23 protein-coding genes and 1 pseudogene are annotated in these 21,230 nt (G+C 46.8%); 13 read left to right on the top strand and 11 right to left on the bottom strand.

Features of this window, described 5'->3' with window-relative positions; all coding sequences use genetic code 11:
- Nucleotides 1–131: 131 nt before the first annotated feature.
- Complete coding sequence (locus tag QUA13_RS25030; protein ID WP_333202919.1) at nt 132–629, bottom strand: pentapeptide repeat-containing protein; 498 nt, start codon at nt 627–629, stop codon at nt 132–134.
- Between the two features lie 109 nt (nt 630–738).
- Between QUA13_RS25030 and QUA13_RS25025 the strand changes: the two genes are divergently transcribed.
- Nucleotides 739–1,107: a phage holin family protein gene (locus QUA13_RS25025; protein WP_172189181.1), complete on the top strand. Its 369-nt coding sequence runs from the start codon at nt 739–741 to the stop codon at nt 1,105–1,107.
- A gap of 4 nt (nt 1,108–1,111) precedes the next feature.
- On the opposite strand, the gene QUA13_RS25020 is transcribed toward QUA13_RS25025, so the two are convergent.
- The gene (locus QUA13_RS25020; RefSeq protein WP_333202917.1) at nt 1,112–1,885 is read right to left on the bottom strand and encodes a cobalamin biosynthesis protein; all 774 of its coding nucleotides are present in this window, start codon (nt 1,883–1,885) and stop codon (nt 1,112–1,114) included.
- Nucleotides 1,886–2,001: 116 nt separating this feature from the next.
- On the opposite strand from QUA13_RS25020, the gene QUA13_RS25015 reads away from it, so the two are divergent.
- Entirely contained in the window at nt 2,002–2,364 is a 363-nt protein-coding gene (locus tag QUA13_RS25015) for a hypothetical protein (protein ID WP_333202915.1), read from the top strand.
- A gap of 68 nt (nt 2,365–2,432) precedes the next feature.
- Here the strand turns inward: QUA13_RS25015 and QUA13_RS25010 are convergent.
- A pseudogene (locus QUA13_RS25010) lies at nt 2,433–2,657 on the bottom strand (TetR/AcrR family transcriptional regulator); the annotation flags it as partial.
- Nucleotides 2,658–2,732: 75 nt separating this feature from the next.
- Between QUA13_RS25010 and QUA13_RS25005 the strand changes: the two are divergent.
- On the top strand, nt 2,733–3,095 hold the full coding sequence (locus QUA13_RS25005; protein WP_333190193.1) for a hypothetical protein: 363 nt from the start codon (nt 2,733–2,735) through the stop codon (nt 3,093–3,095).
- A gap of 8 nt (nt 3,096–3,103) precedes the next feature.
- Here the strand turns inward: QUA13_RS25005 and QUA13_RS25000 are convergent, their stop codons facing one another.
- Both QUA13_RS25000 and QUA13_RS24995 read right to left on the bottom strand, forming a co-directional pair.
- The gene (locus tag QUA13_RS25000) at nt 3,104–3,625 is read right to left on the bottom strand and encodes a GNAT family N-acetyltransferase (RefSeq protein ID WP_333202913.1); all 522 of its coding nucleotides are present in this window, start codon (nt 3,623–3,625) and stop codon (nt 3,104–3,106) included.
- 24 nt (nt 3,626–3,649) lie between these two features.
- Entirely contained in the window at nt 3,650–4,267 is a 618-nt protein-coding gene (locus QUA13_RS24995) for a helix-turn-helix domain-containing protein (RefSeq protein ID WP_333190190.1), read from the bottom strand.
- Nucleotides 4,268–4,654: 387 nt separating this feature from the next.
- Between QUA13_RS24995 and QUA13_RS24990 the strand changes: the two genes are divergently transcribed.
- The 3 genes from QUA13_RS24990 to QUA13_RS24980 all read left to right on the top strand — a co-directional run bounded on the left by QUA13_RS24990 (nt 4,655) and on the right by QUA13_RS24980 (nt 7,992).
- Nucleotides 4,655–6,250 carry a pitrilysin family protein gene (locus QUA13_RS24990; protein ID WP_333202911.1) on the top strand — a complete coding sequence of 532 codons (1,596 nt, stop codon included), beginning with the start codon at nt 4,655–4,657 and terminating at the stop codon, nt 6,248–6,250.
- Nucleotides 6,228–6,434, top strand: coding sequence for a hypothetical protein (locus tag QUA13_RS24985; RefSeq protein ID WP_333202909.1), 207 nt, complete (start codon nt 6,228–6,230; stop codon nt 6,432–6,434). Before QUA13_RS24990 ends, QUA13_RS24985 begins: the two co-directional genes overlap by 23 nt.
- Nucleotides 6,435–6,510: 76 nt before the next feature.
- Nucleotides 6,511–7,992, top strand: coding sequence for a pitrilysin family protein (locus QUA13_RS24980; RefSeq protein WP_333202907.1), 1,482 nt, complete (start codon nt 6,511–6,513; stop codon nt 7,990–7,992).
- A gap of 80 nt (nt 7,993–8,072) precedes the next feature.
- Here QUA13_RS24980 and asnS read toward each other — a convergent pair whose 3' ends face one another.
- Together asnS and QUA13_RS24970 are read right to left on the bottom strand one after the other, a co-directional pair.
- Entirely contained in the window at nt 8,073–9,464 is a 1,392-nt protein-coding gene (gene asnS / locus QUA13_RS24975) for an asparagine--tRNA ligase (RefSeq protein WP_333190182.1), read from the bottom strand.
- Nucleotides 9,465–9,598: 134 nt separating this feature from the next.
- Complete coding sequence (locus QUA13_RS24970; RefSeq protein WP_172189197.1) at nt 9,599–9,973, bottom strand: DUF2203 domain-containing protein; 375 nt, start codon at nt 9,971–9,973, stop codon at nt 9,599–9,601.
- 119 nt (nt 9,974–10,092) lie between these two features.
- Here QUA13_RS24970 and QUA13_RS24965 point away from each other — a divergent pair, with 119 nt between their 5' ends.
- Entirely contained in the window at nt 10,093–10,368 is a 276-nt protein-coding gene (locus QUA13_RS24965; RefSeq protein ID WP_172189200.1) for a DUF6439 family protein, read from the top strand.
- 238 nt (nt 10,369–10,606) lie between these two features.
- On the opposite strand, the gene QUA13_RS24960 is transcribed toward QUA13_RS24965, so the two are convergent.
- Nucleotides 10,607–11,095 (bottom strand): anti-sigma regulatory factor, encoded by a 489-nt coding sequence (locus QUA13_RS24960; protein WP_333190180.1) that lies wholly within the window; start codon nt 11,093–11,095, stop codon nt 10,607–10,609.
- A gap of 256 nt (nt 11,096–11,351) precedes the next feature.
- Nucleotides 11,352–11,603: a hypothetical protein gene (locus QUA13_RS24955; RefSeq protein WP_333202905.1), complete on the bottom strand. Its 252-nt coding sequence runs from the start codon at nt 11,601–11,603 to the stop codon at nt 11,352–11,354.
- 187 nt (nt 11,604–11,790) lie between these two features.
- On the opposite strand from QUA13_RS24955, the gene QUA13_RS24950 reads away from it, so the two are divergent.
- Nucleotides 11,791–12,684 carry an alpha/beta fold hydrolase gene (locus QUA13_RS24950; RefSeq protein ID WP_333202904.1) on the top strand — a complete coding sequence of 298 codons (894 nt, stop codon included), beginning with the start codon at nt 11,791–11,793 and terminating at the stop codon, nt 12,682–12,684.
- Between the two features lie 144 nt (nt 12,685–12,828).
- Nucleotides 12,829–13,815 (top strand): aldo/keto reductase, encoded by a 987-nt coding sequence (locus QUA13_RS24945; RefSeq protein WP_333202902.1) that lies wholly within the window; start codon nt 12,829–12,831, stop codon nt 13,813–13,815.
- Nucleotides 13,816–14,060: 245 nt separating this feature from the next.
- On the opposite strand, the gene QUA13_RS24940 is transcribed toward QUA13_RS24945, so the two are convergent.
- Both QUA13_RS24940 and QUA13_RS24935 read right to left on the bottom strand, forming a co-directional pair.
- On the bottom strand, nt 14,061–14,201 hold the full coding sequence (locus tag QUA13_RS24940; RefSeq protein ID WP_172189208.1) for a hypothetical protein: 141 nt from the start codon (nt 14,199–14,201) through the stop codon (nt 14,061–14,063).
- A 108-nt stretch (nt 14,202–14,309) separates the two neighbouring features.
- A complete protein-coding gene (locus QUA13_RS24935) occupies nt 14,310–16,001 on the bottom strand; it encodes a transglutaminase family protein (RefSeq protein ID WP_333202927.1) in 1,692 nt (563 codons plus the stop codon).
- A 422-nt stretch (nt 16,002–16,423) separates the two neighbouring features.
- Between QUA13_RS24935 and QUA13_RS24930 the strand changes: the two genes are divergently transcribed.
- The 4 genes from QUA13_RS24930 (at nt 16,424) to QUA13_RS24915 (ending at nt 21,159) form a co-directional block, all read left to right on the top strand.
- The gene (locus QUA13_RS24930; RefSeq protein WP_333202900.1) at nt 16,424–17,290 is read left to right on the top strand and encodes a DUF928 domain-containing protein; all 867 of its coding nucleotides are present in this window, start codon (nt 16,424–16,426) and stop codon (nt 17,288–17,290) included.
- Nucleotides 17,291–17,391: 101 nt separating this feature from the next.
- Nucleotides 17,392–17,568, top strand: a complete 177-nt coding sequence (locus QUA13_RS24925) for a hypothetical protein (RefSeq protein WP_216670518.1) — start codon at nt 17,392–17,394, stop codon at nt 17,566–17,568.
- Nucleotides 17,569–17,592: 24 nt separating this feature from the next.
- Complete coding sequence (locus tag QUA13_RS24920; protein WP_333202898.1) at nt 17,593–19,755, top strand: ShlB/FhaC/HecB family hemolysin secretion/activation protein; 2,163 nt, start codon at nt 17,593–17,595, stop codon at nt 19,753–19,755.
- 390 nt (nt 19,756–20,145) lie between these two features.
- Nucleotides 20,146–21,159 carry a hypothetical protein gene (locus tag QUA13_RS24915; RefSeq protein ID WP_333202896.1) on the top strand — a complete coding sequence of 338 codons (1,014 nt, stop codon included), beginning with the start codon at nt 20,146–20,148 and terminating at the stop codon, nt 21,157–21,159.
- The last annotated feature ends 71 nt before the right edge of the window (nt 21,160–21,230 follow it).

Raw genomic sequence — 21,230 nt, 5'->3', positions numbered from 1 at the left:
TTAGGCTGTCAGAAGCAGGAGAACCCGTTCCACAAACAAGTTTATTTGGTGTATTTATTGATTTAGGAGTGGGCTTCGGCGCCGCCCATACCAATATTCCATAAATTGAAATTATGGGATTATAAAATAAATCAGCGGCATCCCAAAGACTCGCGAGTAGAAATCCCAGTTTGGGAATTAATACCGCTTGCCTTTATGCACAATTCTTTAACTTGTGCGCCATCCATAATTGCGTCGGTAAAGTCAGCCCCAGTGATATCAGCTTCCTCAAAAGTAGAACGCAGCAAAATTGTTTCTACTAAAATTGCATCGCTTAAATCTGCCTTAGTAAATTTAACTTGATCTATCATTGCATTAGTTAAATTTGCTCCGTGCAAATTCGCCTCAGTCATCACCGAAGCGCTCATAATTGCTCCCCGCAAATCGGCATTAGAAAAATTAGTCAAGTCCATATTAGCGTTAGAAAATTCAGCAGTCCGCAGCATTTGACCCGAAAAATCGCGTCTTGTCAGTTCGGCGTTGCTAAAGGACAGCGGAGGAGGGTAATATTTAGATTGAGCCTGGGCTGACCGCGGCAGGATGAAGATAGTTAGGGCTAAGAGGAAGGCTGCTAGTTGCCGGAGTTTCATAAGTCTGATATTCTCGCAAGGTGGGTATTTCGTAGTGTATCCCGAACTTTTGTCGATCGACTAAACAGGTACAATCTTAATTAATAGTGATGGAGATGAAAAAAAACATATGCTAAGTTTTTTCTTGACTTGGATAGTCGCAGCGGTTTCGCTGGTCATTACCGCTAACATTGTACCAGGTATTGCGGTGGTGAGCTTTCCGGCGGCGATGCTGGCTGCTGTTGTTATCGGATTGGTCAACGCGGTTGTCAGACCGATTATTACTTTGCTGACGCTGCCTTTGACTATTATTACTTTAGGTTTGTTTTTATTCGTTGTGAATGCAATTTCGCTTTCCCTGGCTTCATGGTTGGCGGGTGCGTTCAATATCGGCTTTGCGGTTAACGGTTTTTGGCCGGCTTTGTTGGGTTCAATTGTGTTGTCATTCGTTTCTGGGTTGATTGGTCGATTTGTGAATGCCAATACTTTGTCTCAGTAATACATTACCCCAGATACTCGATCGGGCAAACTGCAACTGCTACTGTTACAGATCCTGTTTTTTTGCCCGAGCGAAATATTTTTTTAGGGACTAAAAGTCTTTCACGGGCGGGCAGGATGCCCACCCCACCAGCAGATTCACTCTTCGCTTCACAGCCATCTTGCCTGTTCTTGAGAATGGTACAAGATATCAGTTCGATCGCACAAAGTGCCGCAGCTTCTGCTACGCTGGGCGTCCCGACTTGTTTTGCTGCAATATTTGAAGGATTGGGGACTTCTACGGAACTTAAAATGTCAGCAGCAAAGGTTTTTAACGGCCAGTTTCGCGCTTGACAAAGTTCCAGCAAGCCGACTTCACCTGCTTTAGTGTCTATTGTCGCAATACCTGCGATCGCACTTTCCGCTAAATGATAACCGCGACATACATTTTGGATCGCAGTTTCGATTAATTCTCGCCCTGTGTAGCGTTCGCAACCTATCCCTAGCCACAACACTCTCGGATGCCACTGAACTTTGGGAAAAGCAGAGTCCGGCGAAAATCTTCTCTGGGTGAAACTAATCCAAATTCGGGCTTTGATAGTGGATAGATTTTCCCCCTCCCAATACAAAGAATGTTTTTCTGGCAGACTGTTTTGCCACAAAGTAGAACCAACTTCTTGAATTACTTCGACAGTTTCCCCTCTAGCAAGAGCCGCCGCTACCCCAGTCCAGTCCCCTTCGCCCCGCCTCCAACTGCTGGGAATGTCTAGCATATCTAAAGTAAATTCATCGCTCATCATTAAGTTATCTATTCTGTAGTTTCACTGCGACCGCCATCTGTCAAAAAATTAACACTCTGCTTATTGAAACTTATGGTATAATTGTAGCACAAACTACAACAAGTCAAACATTTAAGATGGTAGAACTAAATCAGTTACTGTTAGAGCTTGAAAGCAACCTCAAATCGGAAGGAGTGAAAAAAGAATGGAAACAGCGCCGGGACAGTTGGGTTAGCGATGTGGCCGCATCAGTTAACCTGACATATCTAGCAAAATTGCTAGTTGAATTGGAATCTAACTTGCAGGGAAAATCGGTTGATGTTAAGTGGCAAGAGCGCCGGGACAGTTGGGTAGCAAAATGTTTGGGAGCATCGATTGTTCAAGAAGTATCAAGTTTATTGCTGGAACTAGAAACCAATATAAATTCGGAAGCTGTGACCGATGAATGGCAGCAGAATCGCGAGACTTGGGTACAGCAAATGCACAAGTTTAAGGAGTAGTTTCGACGAGTCAGAGCCTGTAGATATGCGTTCCCAGGCTCTAAAATTCCCTAATGACTAATGACTAATTATTCATCTTCCTGCAAAACCCAATTCCGAAAAATATCAGCGAGTCCTTCAGCCATTTCCTGCATTTGCTGCCGAGAAGCATTCGGCTCCACAATCGTATTTTGACTGAAGGGCGCGACTGCAAACATTACCAAAAATACCTGAACGACAATCTTCGGATTCATCTTTGGATAAACTTGTTTTTCCATCGCCGTTTCCAAAAAAGCCTCAGCCACATCGCTCATTATAAAAAACCAACAGTCTAAATCAATAAAAATTGTATAATTTTAGCACAAACTCCCAACAATACCAAATTTCATATGGTAGAGCTAAACCAATTACTGTTAGAGTTTCAAGCCCACCTAAACGGGGACGCAGTGACGGAAGAATGGAATGAACGTCGCAACTGTTGGATGAGCGAGGTGTCAGCAGCAATTGACGAAAAACACCTAGCCAAATTGCTAGTTGAATTAGAATCTAATTTTCAGCGGGAAGCGGTACAAAGTCTCTGGAAAATACTCAGGGAAAGTTGGGTACAAGAATGTCATACAGCATCGACCCTTGAAGAAGTATCAAGTCTATTGCTGGAACTTGAAAGCAATACAACTTGGGAAGTCGTGACGGATGAATGGCAGGAAAATCGTGAGAATTGGGTACAGGAGATGTACGAATTTATAGAGTAATCATTCACTTAATCCAAATCAACTTTCATCGTGAATGATGTCCCTCCTGTGCGGTTGATTGTCTCGCTTCCCTCAATAACTTTAAATCCAGATCGCTCGTACAAACTCAGGGCTCGATTCGAGCTTCTGACACTCAGGGATACCGATCGATAAGAGACTTTTGCTGCTGACAGCAAACGAGCCAGCAACTGCGTTCCTACACCCTGACTTGTATATTCTGGAAGCACGGCGATCGCCAATTCCGGGGTAGTATCGTCAACCCAGCCAAACCCCTTGTCATCCTCTGCAAACAAACGCAGCCAGGCGGCTCCTACTGGCTGGCTGCCGTTCAATTCGATTGCTGCGAAGCCCAAATCGCTTGCACGTCCCCAATTCTTGACATATTTCGCAATTAAAGGATGATTGACAACCGCTTGCACAGTTGATTCGCCTTCTTCTGCCATGTGCGCCGCTTCATATAGCATTTGCCACAGAAAAGGCTCGTCTTCCTGGGTTAGCGGCCGAATAGAATAGTCCCAAACTTTGCCCATAACAACTTTTCCCTGCTGCCCTAATTATTCATCTTTAATTAAAACCCCATTCAGAAAAATATCGGCTAATCCTTCCGCCATTTCCTGCATTTGCAGCGGAGAAGCATTGGGTTCCATAATCGTATTTTGACTGAAACCCGCGACTGCAAACATACCCAAAAATACCTGAGCGACAATCTTCGGATTCATCTTTCGATAAACTCCTTTTTCCATCGCCGTTTCAAAAAAAGCCTCAGCCACATCGCTCATTTTTCCGATGACTTCCAACTGAATTCGATCGCGCAAATCCGGGTGAAATTGCGCCTCCAAAAAACACACCCGCATCATGTCGCTATTCTCGCGGATATTCAGCATCCGCCGCCGCATCACCTGAGCCACTGCTTTGTAACTGCCCATCTCGCTTAATTCAGTCAGCAAATCCGTCAGCAACTCCACCCATCCTTCCGTCGCCACCTCAATCAAAATCGCTTTTTTATTATCAAAATGCCTAAATAGCGTACCCTCCGCCACCCCCGCCGCCGCTGCTAAATCGCGAGTTGTAGTGCCGTCGTATCCGCTGCGGGCAAACAACCGCTGAGCGGCTTGTAAAATCCGCTTTTTGGTTTCTGTTTCAGAAGGAGGAGACTGATTAAAAATTCGCATGGCTTTGCAATCGGTAATTGGCGACTTGGAACAGCAGGTTCAGGACTGAAAAACTAAATTATGTTAAGTTTTAAGTTGTGCGTGATTTTAATCTTAAACTGGAAGTGACGCAACAGACCGCTTATGCCCCCAAAAATCTTCATGCTTAAAAAGCATCTCTTGTTATTCGGCATAAACTTCTTGCCGTTTGACAATCCAAAATCTAAAATCTAAAATCTAAAATCCCATGACCCTTTGTGAGATTTGCTGTATCAGCCTAACATCTGGGGCGCAACAGATCGCTTATGCCTCCAAAAATCTTTATCCTTAAAAAAGAATCTCTGGCCGCCGAGCACAAACATTTTTTGTTTGACAATCCAAAATCCAAAATCTAAAATCTAAAATCGAATGACCCCGCAGTTCCAAAAACCCCGTGAAGCGAAGCTATCCCGTAGGGAATCGCCCGATCGCCAAACTCGATTCATCGCCTCCCTGCTGGCCGCTGTACTGCTGTGGTGGGGAATTTCTCCCGAAATCGCCCTCGCCCGCCCCAACCCCGCTAGCGGCTCCCAAGCAGTCTCTGTTCAACCGTCGCTCGATCGAGTAATCAAGCAAGTCACCGAATTTAAGCTCGACAACGGCATGACATTCATCGTGCTCGAAAGGCCCAGATCGCCCGTAGCATCGTTTCTAATTCACGCTGACGTAGGAGGCGCAAACGAACCCGACGGCCAAACCGGAGTCGCGCACTATCTCGAACATTTAGCCTTCAAAGGCACGCCAAAAATCGGCACTACCGATTACAAAGCCGAAAAGCCGCTGCTAGAAAAACAAGACGAACTCTTCGAGCAAATGCAAGCAGCAAAAGCCAGCGGCAAAACTGAAGAAGTCGCCAAATTCCAAGCAGAATTTGACAAAGTTGAAGCCGAAGCTTCGCAATTTGTCAAGCGCAACGAACTAGGCAAAATAGTCGAACAAGCAGGCGGAGTCGGACTAAATGCTGCTACTTCCACCGACGCCACAATGTATTTTTACAGCCTCCCAGCTAACAAGTTAGAACTGTGGATGTCGCTGGAATCCGAGCGATTTTTAGAACCGGTATTTCGGGAATTTTACAAAGAAAAACAAGTAATTTTAGAAGAGCGCAGGCTGCGAACCGAGAATTCTCCGATCGGACAAATGGTTGAAGTTTTTGCCAACAAAGCTTTCTCTGTTCATCCCTACCGCCGCCCCGTAATTGGCTACACTGAAGACATTAAAAACCTCAGCCGCAGCGACGTGCAGAAGTTTTTCGAGACTCACTACGTCCCCAGCAAGCTGACTGTGGCGGTGGTAGGAGACGTTAAAGCTGCGGAAGTGAAACGACTCGCTCAAATTTATTTCGGCCGCTACAAGGCGAAACCTGCGCCTTCTGAATTGCAAATTGTGGAGCCTCCCCAAACCCAAACTCAGGAAGTCACGCTGAAATTAAAAACTCAACCTTGGTATTTGGAAGGATACCACAGACCGGCGATGAACCATCCCGACAATGCGATTTATGAAATGATTGGTTCTTTGCTCAGCGATGGCCGCACTTCTCGGCTTTACAAATCTTTGGTAGAACAACAGCAATTGGCGCTGGCGGCTCAAGGTTTCAGCGGTTATCCGGGGGAAAAGTATCCGAATTTGATGTTGTTTTACGCTCAAACTGCTCCGGGCCGCACGGTTGATGAAGTAGCCGCAGCTTTGAGCAAGGAAATCGATCGCCTGAAAACTGAGCCGGTTTCTGATTTGGAATTGGATCGAGTGAAAACTCAGGCGAGAGCCGATTTGTTGCGATCGCTAAATTCTAATATGGGCATGGCATTTTCGCTGCTGGACTATCAAGTCAACACCGGTTCGTGGCGAAATTTGTTCAAGGAATTGGATGCGATCGCGGCTGTTACTCCGGCTGACATTCAGCGTGTAGCTCAGGCAACTTTCCGAGCGGAAAATCGCACGATTGGCAAGCTTTTGCCGCTGTAATAAGGAAGAAGGAAGAGGGAAGAAGGAAGAAGGAAGAAGGAAGAAGGAAGAAGGAAGAAGGAAGAAGGAAGAAAGACTCGTTCTCAGGCTCTGCCTGGGAACGCAGATCCAGAGGCTCAGCCTCGATTTAGAATCGGCGGTTGAAACCGATCCTACACAAACAAAGTCTGCCTTCGCAGACTAAGAGATAGTCTTGCATCTAGGGCGGGCGCGGGGCACGATCCCGACGCTATGTCAGAATAGGAAACTTAGGAGAAAGAATGAAAAGGACTAAATTGAGACTGAAAAACGTAAAGTTATTTCTGCTATCGCTTTGCATTTTTACTGTTTCACTGGGCACGTTTAATTTGTTACCTTCGTTAGCGGCTGCACCGAAACACTACGACGAATTAACATTCCCGGCGGTGCCCGAAATTAAACTGCCTAAATATACTCGCTTCGAGCTGACAAATGGCATCCGGGTGTATCTGATGGAAGACCGGGAACTCCCGCTAATTGGGGGAACGGCGCTATTTCGCACGGGCGAGCGTTTTGAACCTGCCGAGAAAATTGGATTGGGAGGTTTGACGGGAGAAGTGATGCGAACTGGCGGCACGAGCAGGCATACGGCTGATGAACTAAATCAGTTGCTAGAACAGCGAGCAGCTTCGGTAGAAACGGGGATTGATGTTACTTCTGGCACTGCTAACTTTAGTGCTTTAGCTGAAGATGTCGAACCCGTGTTTGACTTATTTGCGGAAGTGATTCGGGAGCCAATCTTTGCTAAGGAAAAGTTGGATTTAGCCAAGAATCAAACTCAAGGTTCGATCGCCCGCCGCAATGACGATCCTAACGATATTACCGGCCGCGAGTTTGAAAAGTTAATTTACGGCGATCGCAGTCCTTACGCGCGCACGGTAGAATACAAAACCATCGCCAATATTTCCCGCGACGATGTGGTAAGTTTCTACCAGAAATATTTCCACCCCAAAAACATGATTTTGGGTATTTCTGGCGATTTTGATACTGCTAAAATGCGATCGCTCGTCGAGCAAAAATTTGGCAACTGGCAACCGAATCCAAGTGCAGAAGTGCCTGCGCTACCAACCGTATCGCCAGCAAAAGGCGGTGGCGTATTTTTTGTAAATCAGCCGCAATTAAGTCAAAGTTACGTGCAAATGGGACATTTGGGCGGAATGCTCAGCAGTCCAGATTACGGTGCTTTGGACGTAATGAATGGGGTTCTCAACGGTTTCGGCGGCCGTTTGTTTAATAATGTGCGATCGCGCCAAGGTTTAGCTTATTCAGTATACGCAGCTTGGAGTCCGAGATATGACTATCCGGGGGTGTTTGTCGCTGGAGGCCAAACGCGATCGGACGCAACAGTACCGTTTATCCAGGCAATTCGGGCAGAGATCGATCGTATCCGCACCGAACCAATTACCCCGGCAGAATTAGCTTTTGCTAAAGATTCCACCCTGAATTCTTTCATCTTCAAATTTGAAAATCCCAGTCAAACTTTGTCGCGATTAATTCGCTACGAATACTACGGTTATCCCGAAGATTTCATTTTTCGCTACCGCCGCAGCATCGAAGCAGCAACCATTGCCGACGTGCAGCGCGTAGCCAAGACTTACTTGAAACCGGAGAATCTGGTAACATTAGTAGTAGGAAATACTGCGGCAATTCAACCGCCGTTATCGAGTTTGGGAACTTCGGTCAAAGTGCAATCTGTTGATATCACAATTCCCTCGGCGACTTAATTTATTTGTGATTGTGAATCGCCGATCCGGGTAAGGACACGGCATTGCCGTGTCCCTACGTTTTCCCGCACAATCCTCAACTAAAAATCAATACTTAAAGGCGCTCTCGGAAATGGAATCACATCGCGAATATTCCCCATTCCCGTCATAAATTGCACCAGCCGTTCAAATCCCAAACCAAACCCAGCGTGAGGCACAGTACCGTAGCGGCGCAAATCCAAATACCACCACAATTCCTCCTTATTCATACCCTGCGCTTCCATGCGCCTCTCCAGCACATCCAGCCTTTCTTCCCGCTGCGAACCGCCGATTATTTCCCCAATATTAGGAGCCAAAACATCCATTGCTCGCACCGTTTTCTCGTCCTCATTTAAACGCATATAAAATGCTTTAATGCCGACGGGATAATCGCTGACAATTGTCGGCTTTTTAAACAAGTCCTCAGCCAAATAACGCTCGTGTTCCGACTGCAAATCCAAGCCCCAACTTACCGGGAAATCAAACTTTTTGTCGGCTTTTTCCAAAAGTGCGATCGCCTCCGTGTAAGTAATCCGCTCGAACTGATTGTTAATGATGTTTTCAGCAGTAGCCAAAACCGTTTTGTCAATGCGCTCGTTAAAAAACTCCATATCTTCCGGGCAATGCTCCAAAACGTATTTAAAAATGTACTTTAAAAACGCCTCAGCCAAATCCATATCTCCCTGCAAATCGCAGAAAGCCATCTCTGGTTCAATCATCCAAAACTCCGCCAAATGGCGCGAAGTATTAGAATTTTCCGCTCTAAAAGTCGGCCCAAAAGTGTAAACATTGCCGAAAGCCATCGCCATAACTTCCGCTTCCAACTGACCGCTAACTGTTAAATAGGCACGCTTTCCAAAAAAGTCTTTAGCATAATCAACTTCTTGCGAATCAGTGCGCGGCACGTTCTTTAAATCAAAGTTGGTAACGCCGAACATTTCCCCCGCACCTTCGCAGTCGCTAGCCGCAATAATCGGAGTGTGAACCCACAAAAAACCGCGTTCTTGAAAAAATTGGTGTACCGCCGCCGAACAAGCATTTCGGACTCGAAAGACAGCACCGTGGGTGTTTGTGCGCGGCCGCAAATGGGCGATTGTCCGCAAAAATTCAAAGGAATGCCGCTTTTTTTGCAGCGGATAAGTGTGCGGGTCTGCATCCCCGTAAACTTGTACTTGTGAGGCTTTCAACTCAATTCGCTGTCCTTTTGCGGGAGACGCTACCAGCACTCCCGAAACTTCTAGAGATGCACCTGTATTCAGTTGTTTGAGTACGTTTTCAAAGTCTGGCAAATCGGAATTTATGACTACTTGCAAGTTAGCCATCGCCGAACCGTCGTTGACTTCGACAAAGGCAAATTCTTTCAATTCGCGCTTAGTGCGAACCCAGCCTTGAACAGTTACAGTTTCGTCGGGTTCACCTGCGCGCAAAATTGCTGCAATTCGTTGATTTGTCATAATATCCACTCCTGTTTATTTAATATTTTGCACCATATTTCTCTCTTTTCTCTTCCTCAGCGTCCTCTGTGGAACAGGCGTCCCGCCTGTGAATTTCTGCGGTTCATTAAAAAAATCATAAATCTCAACATAGTTCAACCTGCGTAGGATTTCAAAATCCAACCGAGCAAAATGCCGAGTCCCCCAAAGCGAACTGCTTGCCAAAAAGGTTGTTTTATGCTTCCCCAAGAAAACAGGCTGCTTTCTAAATTCAACTCGATAGTTTCCAATTCTTGCTCAATTTCCCGCAATTCTTTTTTGAGTTGCGGCAATGGATTTTGGCGTCTAGACTGGCGGATTTCTTCGCGCCGATGGCCGAGTTCGACTTGGCGCTGTCGATCGACCTGAATTTGAGTGTACCGTTCTTTGACTGCCGCGAGCGATCGCTCCACTGCTGCGATCGCTTGAACAAACTCACTTTCATCATCTCCCGGTGTCTCTCGATTTAAATCTGACGGCTGTTGAGGCATTTTGATCTGCAAACCTGACAATAATTTAAAAAAACCAATTCGCTCTTTAGTTGTTATTATGTCCAGTATATTATTTGTTAAATTTAGAAACGGCAGCCAAATCGCTATAATTGCCACCTATGCTTGAAACTGCACAAACAACCCAAACTGTCAACCTCAACGAGCTTAGCACGGTAGAACTAGCCCAGGCTCTAGCCGCGCGCCTCGCCATCCACGAAAAAGATTGGCACCGCCTCAAAGCCAACCGTTCCGCGCGAGCCTGCGAGCAAGCCGCGGCCGCTCTGGTCTTTTTGCTCAAAAAACAGCCAGAAGAAGCTCTCCCGCGCTTAAACCAAGCAGCAGGATGGCTGGATCGATCGATATCTGCTCCTCCCTGTCCCACCCACGGCAAATAATTTTGAGTCTTGAATTTGGACTTGATTAGTAGCTCAAAATTTAGACAATCGCGCCGCTCGATCGAGCAGCGCGATTGTGAGTTCAAAAGATTTATACTTTTTTAACTCAAAACTCACATTTTGCATTAAAATCAGCTATCTATACCCAGATTCTCCTAATTTTCATTCCAAGGTTAAGCCCGGGAACGAATAAATTTCCAGGTCTAGCTGAGGTGAAAACTTCTGCAAAATAGGGGTGCTAGCGCCAGCCCGGCAGACTGTAGCCACCCGTAAGTCCTTTGCACAGCCGTAACTCTGTACCTTGAGAATTCCACTCTACGCGATCGAATATTTGGTAAAGAATAAACAACCCCCTACCACATTCCTGTTCCACATGGGGCAGTGCAGATTCATCTACAACATCCTGTGCTAGGAGACTCTCGCAATCATCGGTATAAAGGTTGCAACTGCAAGGAGCTTTAAAGCCAGAACCTTCATCCGATATTACCCACCAATATTGGTTTTGGACGACCGAAAAACGGACTCCAACAGTTTTACCGGGGTCTAACTTGTTTCCATGCTTAGCAGCATTTACCAAAGCTTCTTGAAGCCCCAACCGCAATTCCGCTTGCCAGTAATCTGGCACCTCTGCTAGGAGCAGATCCAAAATAGGACAAAGGTATAGAGTAGAAGCGAAGCTAATCGTAATCCAATTGCGTCCGACCGGACGGGGTGAAATAGCAATCACTCAGAAAACTCCCTAACTTTCAGGTGGATAAAGTTCACACCCTGCATAGTTGGCTCCCTAGTATTCAAAATGCTAATTAATTGAGCGCCGCAGCTCTACTTCTATCTTAGAGTATCCAAGCAGTTAAGAACAGCAACCAACGTCACAAAATATTCACCGATTCTGAGAAACTTCTGCAGAGAACCATCAGTAATTTTACTTATAACTTCTCCCAGCAGCCAGATTCTCGATCTCGGCTTTTGCCACCTAGCAACGCTTAGGCTCGCTGCATCCCCCAAGCCGTCAACAGCTCATACCAAACGATCCCCACCTTGAAAAGCTCGGAAATAACTATAAAAAAGTCGATCCCTTCACCATCGCGAATCGGGCTCGACCCTCGCAGCCGCTGGGCAAGGGCCGATCGCCAACAACTTGCTAGGCTACCACACAGCAAAATCATCATACCTAGGTGTGTTGCAGCCCGAACCGGATATATTTCCCAAAGGCGATCGGGCAAAATATCTCCCATTGTTGCGACCCTCACAAAATCAATATTCGTTACAAAACTTATTCATTCTGAGAGCGGGCGATCGCGATATCCCAAATCGCCCAAATTGAATAATTCTCTGCTGGCATAAGCCAGGCGCGTTTGGAAAACTTTATAAATCTGAGGGTCGCGATACAATATTTAAAGTAAATAATTATTTCTTTACATTATGAAAGCAACCCCAGCCATGAATTCCGCCCCCATAGCCGGCACTTACTGGCAGTGGCGCGGGCATTCAGTGTACTACGTTCGATCCAGCGATCGGCATCCAGAACGCCCTCCCCTGCTGTTAATTCACGGTTTTGGAGCCTCCACAGACCACTGGCGCAAAAATATCAGCGGCCTGAGCAAAGAATTTGAAGTGTGGGCGATCGACCTTTTGGGATTCGGGCGATCGGCAAAACCCGAATTGCAGTACAGCGGCGACCTCTGGCGCGACCAACTCCACGACTTTATCACCAACATCATCGGCCGGCCCGCCGTACTAGCCGGCAACTCCCTCGGAGGCTACGCCGCCTTGTGTGTAGCCGCCCAGCGCCCCGAATCAGCCGCCGGACTCATATTAATCAACAGCGCCGGCCCTTTCAGCGAACCGCAGCCGGCACCCGAAGCCCCGCCCTTACAAAAAGCGATATCTACGGTAGCTAAAACTTTATTTCAGCAAGATTGGGCAAGTTTTCTGCTGTTCCAGTACGTGCGCCAGCGATCGACAATTCGGAAAACTCTAGAAAAAGTTTATCTCGACCAAAGCGCCGTCACAGACCAATTAGTAGAAGAAATTTACCTTCCCTCCTGCGATCCCGGTGCCCCCAAAGTATTCGCTTCCGTATTCCGAACACCCCAAGGCGAAAAAATTGACGTATTGCTGAGTCAATTAAACTGCCGGTTGCTAATGCTGTGGGGAGAAGGCGATCCGTGGATGAATTCTACAGAAAGAAGCGCCAAATTTCGCAACCACTATCCGCAGTTGACAGAACACTTTATCAAAGCCGGTCACTGTCCCCACGACGAAGTACCAGAACAGATCAACGAACTGATTCGGAGATGGATAATTGACGAATAATCGATCGGCACATAAATAATTTTCCCCCAGCTATCTCCTCCGTCGGATAGGGGGAAAAATATCCAATTTGCGGTAAAAATCTATGTATTGTGTTCTCACAAACGCGGTTAATTTCTACTCACATATTCTGAGGAGACCGAAACCATGACCCGCAAAAAGACTCGCCGCAATTTTATATTGAGCAGTATAGCTGTTGCCAGCGGCATTGCAGGCGCTCAGGCGATCGAACAGCAGGATCGGGAAATCGCAGCCGCACCCAATAACCAGGGGGCCGCCACAGTAAAAATGCCAGAACGACTGTTAGGCAACACCGGCGTGAAAGTGCCGATTTTCGGTTTGGGGGGGGCCGGACAAACACCGCTGTCGCAGCCGGGAAGAGAAGCAGAAGCGGTGGCGCAAATTGAACGCGCGATCGAACTAGGCATTCGCTATTTTGACACGGCGGCCGAGTACGGGCCCAGCGAAGAAAACTTAGGCAAAGTTTTGCCACCATATCGATCGCGCCTATTCCTCGCCACAAAAACTTCCGCCAGAGACAGAGACGGCGCGTGGAGAGACTTAGAGCGATCGCTCAAAAGATTGAAAACCGATCGGCTAGACTTGTGGCAACTCCACCACGTCTCATTCCAAACAGAATTAGACCAAATTTTCAGTGCAAAAGGAGCAATAAAGGCGATCGAAGAAGCCAAACAGCAAAAAATAATTCGTTTTTCTGGCATCACCGGACACCACGAACCAGCCATCATTGCTGCAGGCTTGCAGCGCTATCCTTTTGACACAACATTAATCTCCCTCAACGCCGCCGAAAAACATCACCCGCGCTCCTTTGTTACCAGCGCTTTACCAGTCGCCAAAGCCAAAAACATCGGTGTCATAGCCATGAAAATACCAGCTTACGGCAAATTATTTCAGAACGGTGTTTTAGATGGAATGCACCAAGCAATGGGCTACACGCTTTCACTTCCCGGCGTGCACTGCTGCATCATCGCTGCCGACTCAGTAAAGCAATTAGAAGAAAACTTCAAAGTCGCCCAAGCATTCAAACCCCTGAACAAAACAGAAATGGCAGCACTTGAAAAGCGCACCGCCGCCACTTGGCAAGAAAATACCTTTTTCCGACAGTGGACTTAATAGATCGACTCCCAAATTACCTTTTTCATTTGTATTTATTGTAGTGTGTTGATTGTGGCGCGGGCTGAAAGCCCGTGAATCACAGTTTTGTATTATGACTCAAGTCCTCACTACAAACCTATAATGGTTGTGTTACCAAACTTGATATCATCTGCCGTGAAAATACATCTAATCAAAAAACAAGGCGACCAACCATGTCGCCTTGTTTTTTATCATAAAATATGCACTTTGTCAACAGCAAAGAGCTACTCTTTTTTCCGTTTAGCCTTATCTAACCGCCTGCGATCGCGCCACTCAGCCGCGGTCAAATAAGCGACCCCGCCAGTCACCGTCAGCAGCAGTACAAAGGCTACTAAAACGAGAATATTAGCAATCGAAAATTCCACAACCCCTCTTCCTCTGATTTTACATTTTCTACTTTCGATTTTAGATGAAAAATGTTAACAATGAACAGTTGAATGTTGAGGGCTAACTGTTAACTGTTAACACTCCATTTAAACTGCTGGCAACTCTTCCAAAATTGTAAACCTCACATGATTAATTGCCAAACTCCCCACGGAAACATCCTCCTTGTTTAAAGGAAGACCGCCGCTCGTGAGACTTTGAAACCGAATTCCCTTGCCAATCTCTACGTGATACCAAGCCAAACCCATAAAAAATCGCAAAGGATAAGGGCCTCTGTCTTGAATGTCATCAGGATTAGATTCCATCGGCACCCAGCCAAAACCCGGAATGTAAAACTCCAGCCAAACGTGATTGAAATCCGGCTCCAGCGACACCCCTTTTCTGTCAGCAAAAGCCGGGCACTTGTAGCGGCCTATGGTGCGACAAGCAATCCGGTTCAACCTTGCCAAAGCCAACAATACCCCCACGTACTCGCCGCAAGAACCGATGCCGCGGCGCAGTACAAGATCGGGAGTGTCAATGTGAGGCCTAATCCCGTAAGAAAGTTGGTCGTAAACAAAATTGCGGATGCTCAGTAACTGCCTCAAAATATTAGTTTCTGAGCCAATGGCAGCCACAGCAGCCGATCGCACAATCTCCGTATCCATCGCCAAATTGTCATTGTCCACCAAATACTTAGCTGCAAACTCCGGCGACAGCTTCGGAATCTTTTCGACATCCCGAGGCGACAACTGATACTTAATCGATCGAACTTCTAACAAAGCCTTCCACCCAAAAATTCGGCGTTCCCCAGGGTGCAGCCGATCGAACTTAAACACCGCCACCCGTTCCCCTTCCTGAATTTCCTCAGTAAAAGGCATTCCAATCGGCGTAATTTTCCTGACCTTTTGCCGGTGAGTTTCCGAAGGCAAAGCAATCCGCCACTCCAAATTTTCGATTTCTACCTCATCGAGAGGAGACAGTTCCTCCACATAAGACATTTCCATCAAAAAACCGTTTGACAGAGCGTAGCGGTCGGCTTCATTGTAGTGAAAATACAAAGGGTGAATAAAAGTGCGATCGCGCTTCGTCAACTGAAAAGGATCTTCCGAATTCGGGTCATCCCGGATGTAAAGTTCATCCCCGGCATAAGCCACGTACAGAACCTCCTCCCCGGTTTCGGAATCCTTGTAAAAAGCCAAACCAGAAGGCGACTCAAAAGGAGTCAAAACGCTAAATTTAATCTCCCCGGTTCCCCTTTCCAAACAGTAAACAGTTTGCTCAGTCTTGTCGCAAACCCAAAGTTCCTCATCCCGGACAGTGATATTTTCTACCCCAATACCGGGAGCGTAAAACCGAGTAATTTCCCTACCGCTTTTCAGGTCAAAAACCAGAATATATCCCAATCTATGGCACGTAACATAAAGCGTAGATTTCCAAACAGCAATCCCGTCAGCAGGATAAGAAAGCGACACAAAATGTTCTGGTTTGAGTTCAGCGATCGCCCCGTCCCGAATTGCACCCCGACAGCAACAAATATCCTCATCCCGCGCAAACCAGAGAGTATCTTCCGAAATAGCCAGCCCCGTTGCGCCGGCAAATTTAGCCGTTTGACAAGGATTCAAAACAGTAGTGTTGTCACTTTCTCGATCGATCTCCAATAGCAGCCCTTCGGCGCGATCGATAGCGAACAACCTATTTCCTAAAAAAGCAATGCCGTGCAGTGCCAACACTCCTATGGGTCTTACCATCCGCAGCCCCGAAGGCTGTTTGTCCGAGAGAACAGGTGAATCGAGATTCATGCTAAATTTCTTGCCGGTATTGTACAGAAAACCTGATTTGTAACTTGTAGCCGAGCGCTTGAGGTTCACCAGCAAAATTGCCGAGTTTCCTGATATCCAGGACTGACGCATCAACCGGGTGTTTTTACGAAAAGAGGCGTTGTAGCCTCTTGTCAGAGTTAAAAGAGCCCGAATATTAGTCTTTGTCAAAGTTGGGTTGAACAAGCTCAACCCAACCTGCTGCCGTGAATAAAAGTAAGTATAACTACTAAGCTACCACTGACAAACGCGACCCAGAATTCTATGTTGATCGGAGCGACCCAAATAATCGTATCTGCCTGAAGATATAAATTAAGTACAACAGATTACTATATCCGTCAAAACCTTGGATAGAATAAAACCGTGCGATAAAGTTCCTAGATTCATCAGAAGGCAGGTTCGTCATGGCTTGGAAGTCTGCTCTAAATATCGGTGCCTTTTCATTAATTCTGTCTTTAGAGGCAGTTGCCGCCGGTAGTTTTTTAATACCAGCAGAGGCTCTCAACAGCCCCGCAAACAGCGTGGACCGCCACTCACAACCGCAGCTACCCCTCAACTGGCACACAGTTCAACCCCCTGAACCCAGGGGAAGCAGACCGAACATTCAGCCAACGGGATCCGCGTGGAATAGCTTTCAACCGCCGGAGGGCGGAGTACCCGGAAGGCGGGAAGGGGGAGGAACCCGCGGCTTAGAATGCCCGACCGCCACAGCAGCCTTAACTGCCTTGATTCCCCAATCAACTATGGGGCAAACCATATCAGCAAAGCCAACATTTTTCTACTACCTTCCCGTAGCCCTAGACAAAACAGTTGAGTTTGAGTTAGCAGACGAAAGGGACAAAACACTATACAAAAAAAGTTTTCGCATGGTAACTAGCCGTGCAGGTATCGTTAGCGTCAGCCTCGGCTCCGACGACAACTCGCCAGCCCTGGAAGTTGGCAAAAACTATCAATGGTACTTTACTATCAAATGCAACCCAAAAAATACAACAGATGATGTTCTCGTTTCCGGGTGGATCAACCGCACCGCACTCGCCCCAAACGTGAAAACACAGTTGGATCGATCGCTCGATCGCGCCAAGCTCAGCATCTTCGCCCAACAAAGTCTCTGGTACGAGTACCTGGCAACTCTAGCTCAATTGCGCATCGCGTTTCCCAGCGATGCCAGTTTAGCGATCAAGTGGTCAGCAGTGTTGAACTCTGTCCAACTCGGCAAAATCGCCCAAGAACCCTTAGTCGCAAGTGAGTTAACACCTATCACAAGACAATAATTCGATACCTGTTTCAAAAAAAATGCAACGGTAGGCAAGCCCCAAACCGTGATAGCTGCCATAAGTCATTGCCAAATCTAAAATCTAAAACCTAAAATAGTATGACTTGTGCAGCAAGTACGAAAAACTCGGTTTCGAGCGCGGTATTTGGCAGCGCCACAGATGATTTTTGCCTGTTCCGGGTTTTTTGGTCTATCGTCCTAAATAAATTAAAATTTTTGTACCGATCGGCAGTTCGGACTTCTGGCATCTTGAAAGCCGGACTGTGGAGATTTTGATGGTCAAATTTCGCCTAATACTAAATGATAAACTGGCATAGTCAAGCAGCCGACAAACTTATTTTAGAGAAATTATTAATTATGCGCCCGAATGCAAATATTGCACTATTTCGGTTGGGAATTTCACTTCTAACTGCGCTCCCGATGGCTTGCTTTTATGCCAATAAAGCTATATCTCAAACAAAGGATATTTCTCAGTTGCCCGTCGCCGCTGACAACTCAGCAGATACGGGCAATCAAGTATTAGCACTGCAAAAACTGGAAATCAAGCAGGATGAAACAGCAACAAACTTAAATCAGCTTCCCGATTCGATCGAGAGCAATCCTGAACCAGAAACACAATCGAACCCCGCCGAGAACAGCCAAGATGCCTGTTCCACAATTAATGAAACTGCTTGTGGTGGGGGCATCTTGCCCGAACCAAAAAATCTGGTTGACAGCGATCCCCAATGTCAGAATCAGCTAGATTGCAATCCAGTTTTAGCCCAGAACCCGCAGACGCCACCGGGAAACCTCCCGCCCGACTTAAACCGCGATCGAGAACCCAATCCGCTATTACCGTCGCCGCCGACTCAGCCAGATCCAAATCGCGATCGCTTTCTGCAACCGGCCCCGCAGCCTTCGCCAGAACCTCCCCAAGTACCGCCAACAGTAGCGCCTAGCCCCCCGTCGCCAGTACCCCCAACCCTGCCGAATACAGCAATTGAGGTGCAGAAAATTCAAGTAGTTGGCAGCACAATTTTAAGCCAAGACGAAATTAATGCCTTAGTCAACCCGTTAGAAGGCCGTTCTACCACCCTAGAACAGCTCAAACAAATCGCCGACAAAATTACCGAAATTTACCTCAATCGTGGCTACATCACTTCGAGAGCAGTCTTGCCGCCCCAAACTATCACCGCAGGGGTAGTCCAAATTCAAGTTATCGAAGGCAAGCTAGCCCGAATTGAGGTAGAAGGAACTAAAAGATTGCATCCAAGTTACATCCGCAGCCGGATTCGACTCGGGGCGGGAATGCCTTTAAGCACAGCTTCATTAGAAGACCAACTCCGGCTGCTGCGAGTCGATCCTTTATTTGACAATGTAGAAGCCAGTCTACGGGCTGGGGAGAATGAAGGCGAGAGCATTCTGATCGTCCGAGTCTTGGAAGCTAATCCGTTTCAGCCTACTTTCAGCATTGACAATTACTCGCCTCCCAGTGTCGGTTCCGAAAGATTGGGAGTTAGTTTGCGGCACCGCAATATAACGGGAAATGGCGACGAACTGGCAGGGGCTTATTACCGATCGCTCGGCGATTCTGACGTGTTTGATTTCAGCTATCGCGTGCCGCTAAATGCGATGAACGGCACTTTGCAATTGAGGGCGGCGCCGAACCGCAACAGTATCGTACAAGCACCTTATAACAGTTTGGACATTTCGGGAAAATCGCATTTATTTGAAGTTAGTTACCGCCAGCCGCTGCGGAGAACGCCGATCGAAGAATTTGCCTTATCTGTCGGTTTTACTTATCAGACAAGCAGAACTTTTCTCGCAGGCGAACCGGTTTCTTTTGGCATCCGCGAGGAGTCCAAGGGTGTCACCACTACGAGCGCAATTAAGCTGGGACAGGACTACATTCGGCGCGACCCTCAGGGTGCTTGGGCGGTGCGATCGCAATTTACGATCGGCACTAGCTTGTTTGATGCTACTCAATACGAAGGTTCCGATCCCGACGGACAATTTTTTAGCTGGCTGGGTCAAGTGCAGCGAGTACAGCGATTGAATGACAAACATTTATTAATTTTGCAGGCAGACTTGCAGTTGTCAGCTAATAGTTTGTTGCCTTCCCAGCAATTTGTAATTGGCGGCGGGCAATCTTTGCGCGGCTACCGCCAAAATGTCCGTTCTGGCGATAACGGCTTCAGAGTTTCGATCGAAGATCGGATTACTTTGCAGCGCGATGCTTCGGGAAATCCCAAACTTCAATTGGCTCCCTTTTTGGATGCGGGTATGGTATTGAACGTTGCGAACAATCCTAATAAATTAACCAATGAGACATTTTTAGCAGGTGTGGGTTTGGGGGTAATCTGGGAACCGATAGAGCGGGTGAACCTGCGCGTAGATTACGCTTTTCCTTTGGTGAGGATTAGCGATCGGGGCGACAATCTGCAAGATAAGGGAATTTACTTCAACATAATTTATACGCCCTAAAACTAGCGATCTGCAGCTCTGCTACGCATATAATAATTTTCTTTTATGGCAGAGGGGAGATGGGAAAAGTGGGCGAGTGGGAGAGGGAGAGAGAGTGGGCAGTGAGAGATGAAGAAAATATGGCGTTGCTCAATGGCGCTATGAATTATTGAGGAATGCGGACATCCCAAAATTTGAAAGTTTGACCTCAATTCATAGCACCATTATGCAACGCATTTTTTGAAACTCTATTACTGCCGACTTATCTTTTTTGATACTACTACGATCGGTATAGAATGTAAAAATGTAAATCTTTCTCGAATGGATATCCTTTACTGCTTCACAGGAAATGAACCGCTGTGGCTGGACGATCTATAAAATATCTGGATTATCAAAACTGGTAGTATAGCATTGTTTGCCACTAAAGTCAAGGATAGTTTGGTTGGTGGCGATCGCCAATATTTGTTCGATGTGGGTGCGGGCGAAGCTTTATTTGGTGCAGCGCTGGGAGAAGAATGGGGACTGTTGGCGGTGGCGATCGAACCCACAGAAATATACCAAATTAACACAGCAGATTTGGTTGCGCAGGTAACAGTTGGCGAAGAAAATGCAATTGGGTTAGTGAATGGTTGGGTAAACCGTTTAAAGAAGACATTCAGCCAGGAATACACAGCGGCGATCGCTTCGCAGGAATTATCCTTCATAAATTCCGGGAGTGCTGCTTCACTGCCAAACATTTTAGCCGATTTACATACCGACTTATTCAATTATTTGAACGGGCAGGAGTTGCAGAAAACAGAGGTGGCTTTTCGCCAAATTCCAGAAAGAGAAGAACTGAATCTAATGAGAGTCAATTCTGCCCTTTCTAAGTTAGCGGGTGTGGTAAAACCGCAGCAAGAAACGGTATCCTTCCAGCAAGGAATTCCTTTGTTAATTGCGGCGCGTGCAGTGGGAAAAGCGATGGGAATAACGATTAGTCATCCGACGCAGTTGGAAGAACTCAAATCTGTAAAAGATTCGGTGGAGGCTATAGCGCGTTCCTCCCAATTTCGGATTCGGATCGTGGTGTTGGAGGATGGCTGGTGGCGAAGAGAATACTGCCCTGTTTTAGCTTACACCATTGCAGGGCATCCGGTGGCTTTGTTAGTTGTTGGTAACGGTTACGTTTTGTTCGATGGAGTAACTCAAACTCGGACGAGGGTGAATGAGACGGTGGCGGCGACTTTGGCACCGGAAGCTTACCAGTTTTACCGACAGTTACCTATTGTTATTAATAATGTGTTGCCCTTGTTACAGTTTGGCTTCAAGGGGTATGAAAAAGACATCGCCAGCATTATGGTGGTGGGAATTATTGGTACCCTGCTGGGGATGGTGGTGCCGCAGGCGACGGGAATTTTAGTGGATAGTGCGATTCCAGATATATAGCAATCCTAAATCATTATCATGATTGTAATACAATTATATGCAATACTTGATTGTGACAATTAAAAATGGAT

Source organism: Microcoleus sp. S28C3, from assembly GCF_036700785.1.
In the GTDB taxonomy this organism is placed as follows: domain Bacteria; phylum Cyanobacteriota; class Cyanobacteriia; order Cyanobacteriales; family Microcoleaceae; genus Microcoleus; species Microcoleus asticus.
Note: the sequence above shows the minus strand (reverse complement) of the source record. Positions and strands in the feature narration are given on the sequence as shown.

Excerpts from the sequence above, each read along its gene's own strand:
- QUA13_RS25030 (WP_333202919.1), bottom strand. The coding sequence starts at position 629 with ATGAAACTCCGGCAACTAGCAGCCTTCCTCTTAGCCCTAACTATCTTC.
- QUA13_RS25025 (WP_172189181.1), top strand. The coding sequence starts at position 739 with ATGCTAAGTTTTTTCTTGACTTGGATAGTCGCAGCGGTTTCGCTGGTC.
- QUA13_RS25020 (WP_333202917.1), bottom strand. The coding sequence starts at position 1,885 with ATGATGAGCGATGAATTTACTTTAGATATGCTAGACATTCCCAGCAGT.
- QUA13_RS25015 (WP_333202915.1), top strand. The coding sequence starts at position 2,002 with ATGGTAGAACTAAATCAGTTACTGTTAGAGCTTGAAAGCAACCTCAAA.
- QUA13_RS25005 (WP_333190193.1), top strand. The coding sequence starts at position 2,733 with ATGGTAGAGCTAAACCAATTACTGTTAGAGTTTCAAGCCCACCTAAAC.
- QUA13_RS25000 (WP_333202913.1), bottom strand. The coding sequence starts at position 3,625 with ATGGGCAAAGTTTGGGACTATTCTATTCGGCCGCTAACCCAGGAAGAC.
- QUA13_RS24995 (WP_333190190.1), bottom strand. The coding sequence starts at position 4,267 with ATGCGAATTTTTAATCAGTCTCCTCCTTCTGAAACAGAAACCAAAAAG.
- QUA13_RS24990 (WP_333202911.1), top strand. The coding sequence starts at position 4,655 with ATGACCCCGCAGTTCCAAAAACCCCGTGAAGCGAAGCTATCCCGTAGG.
- QUA13_RS24980 (WP_333202907.1), top strand. The coding sequence starts at position 6,511 with ATGAAAAGGACTAAATTGAGACTGAAAAACGTAAAGTTATTTCTGCTA.
- asnS (WP_333190182.1), bottom strand. The coding sequence starts at position 9,464 with ATGACAAATCAACGAATTGCAGCAATTTTGCGCGCAGGTGAACCCGAC.
- QUA13_RS24970 (WP_172189197.1), bottom strand. The coding sequence starts at position 9,973 with ATGCCTCAACAGCCGTCAGATTTAAATCGAGAGACACCGGGAGATGAT.
- QUA13_RS24965 (WP_172189200.1), top strand. The coding sequence starts at position 10,093 with ATGCTTGAAACTGCACAAACAACCCAAACTGTCAACCTCAACGAGCTT.
- QUA13_RS24955 (WP_333202905.1), bottom strand. The coding sequence starts at position 11,603 with ATGGGAGATATTTTGCCCGATCGCCTTTGGGAAATATATCCGGTTCGG.
- QUA13_RS24950 (WP_333202904.1), top strand. The coding sequence starts at position 11,791 with ATGAAAGCAACCCCAGCCATGAATTCCGCCCCCATAGCCGGCACTTAC.
- QUA13_RS24945 (WP_333202902.1), top strand. The coding sequence starts at position 12,829 with ATGACCCGCAAAAAGACTCGCCGCAATTTTATATTGAGCAGTATAGCT.
- QUA13_RS24935 (WP_333202927.1), bottom strand. The coding sequence starts at position 16,001 with ATGAATCTCGATTCACCTGTTCTCTCGGACAAACAGCCTTCGGGGCTG.
- QUA13_RS24930 (WP_333202900.1), top strand. The coding sequence starts at position 16,424 with ATGGCTTGGAAGTCTGCTCTAAATATCGGTGCCTTTTCATTAATTCTG.
- QUA13_RS24925 (WP_216670518.1), top strand. The coding sequence starts at position 17,392 with ATGACTTGTGCAGCAAGTACGAAAAACTCGGTTTCGAGCGCGGTATTT.
- QUA13_RS24920 (WP_333202898.1), top strand. The coding sequence starts at position 17,593 with ATGATAAACTGGCATAGTCAAGCAGCCGACAAACTTATTTTAGAGAAA.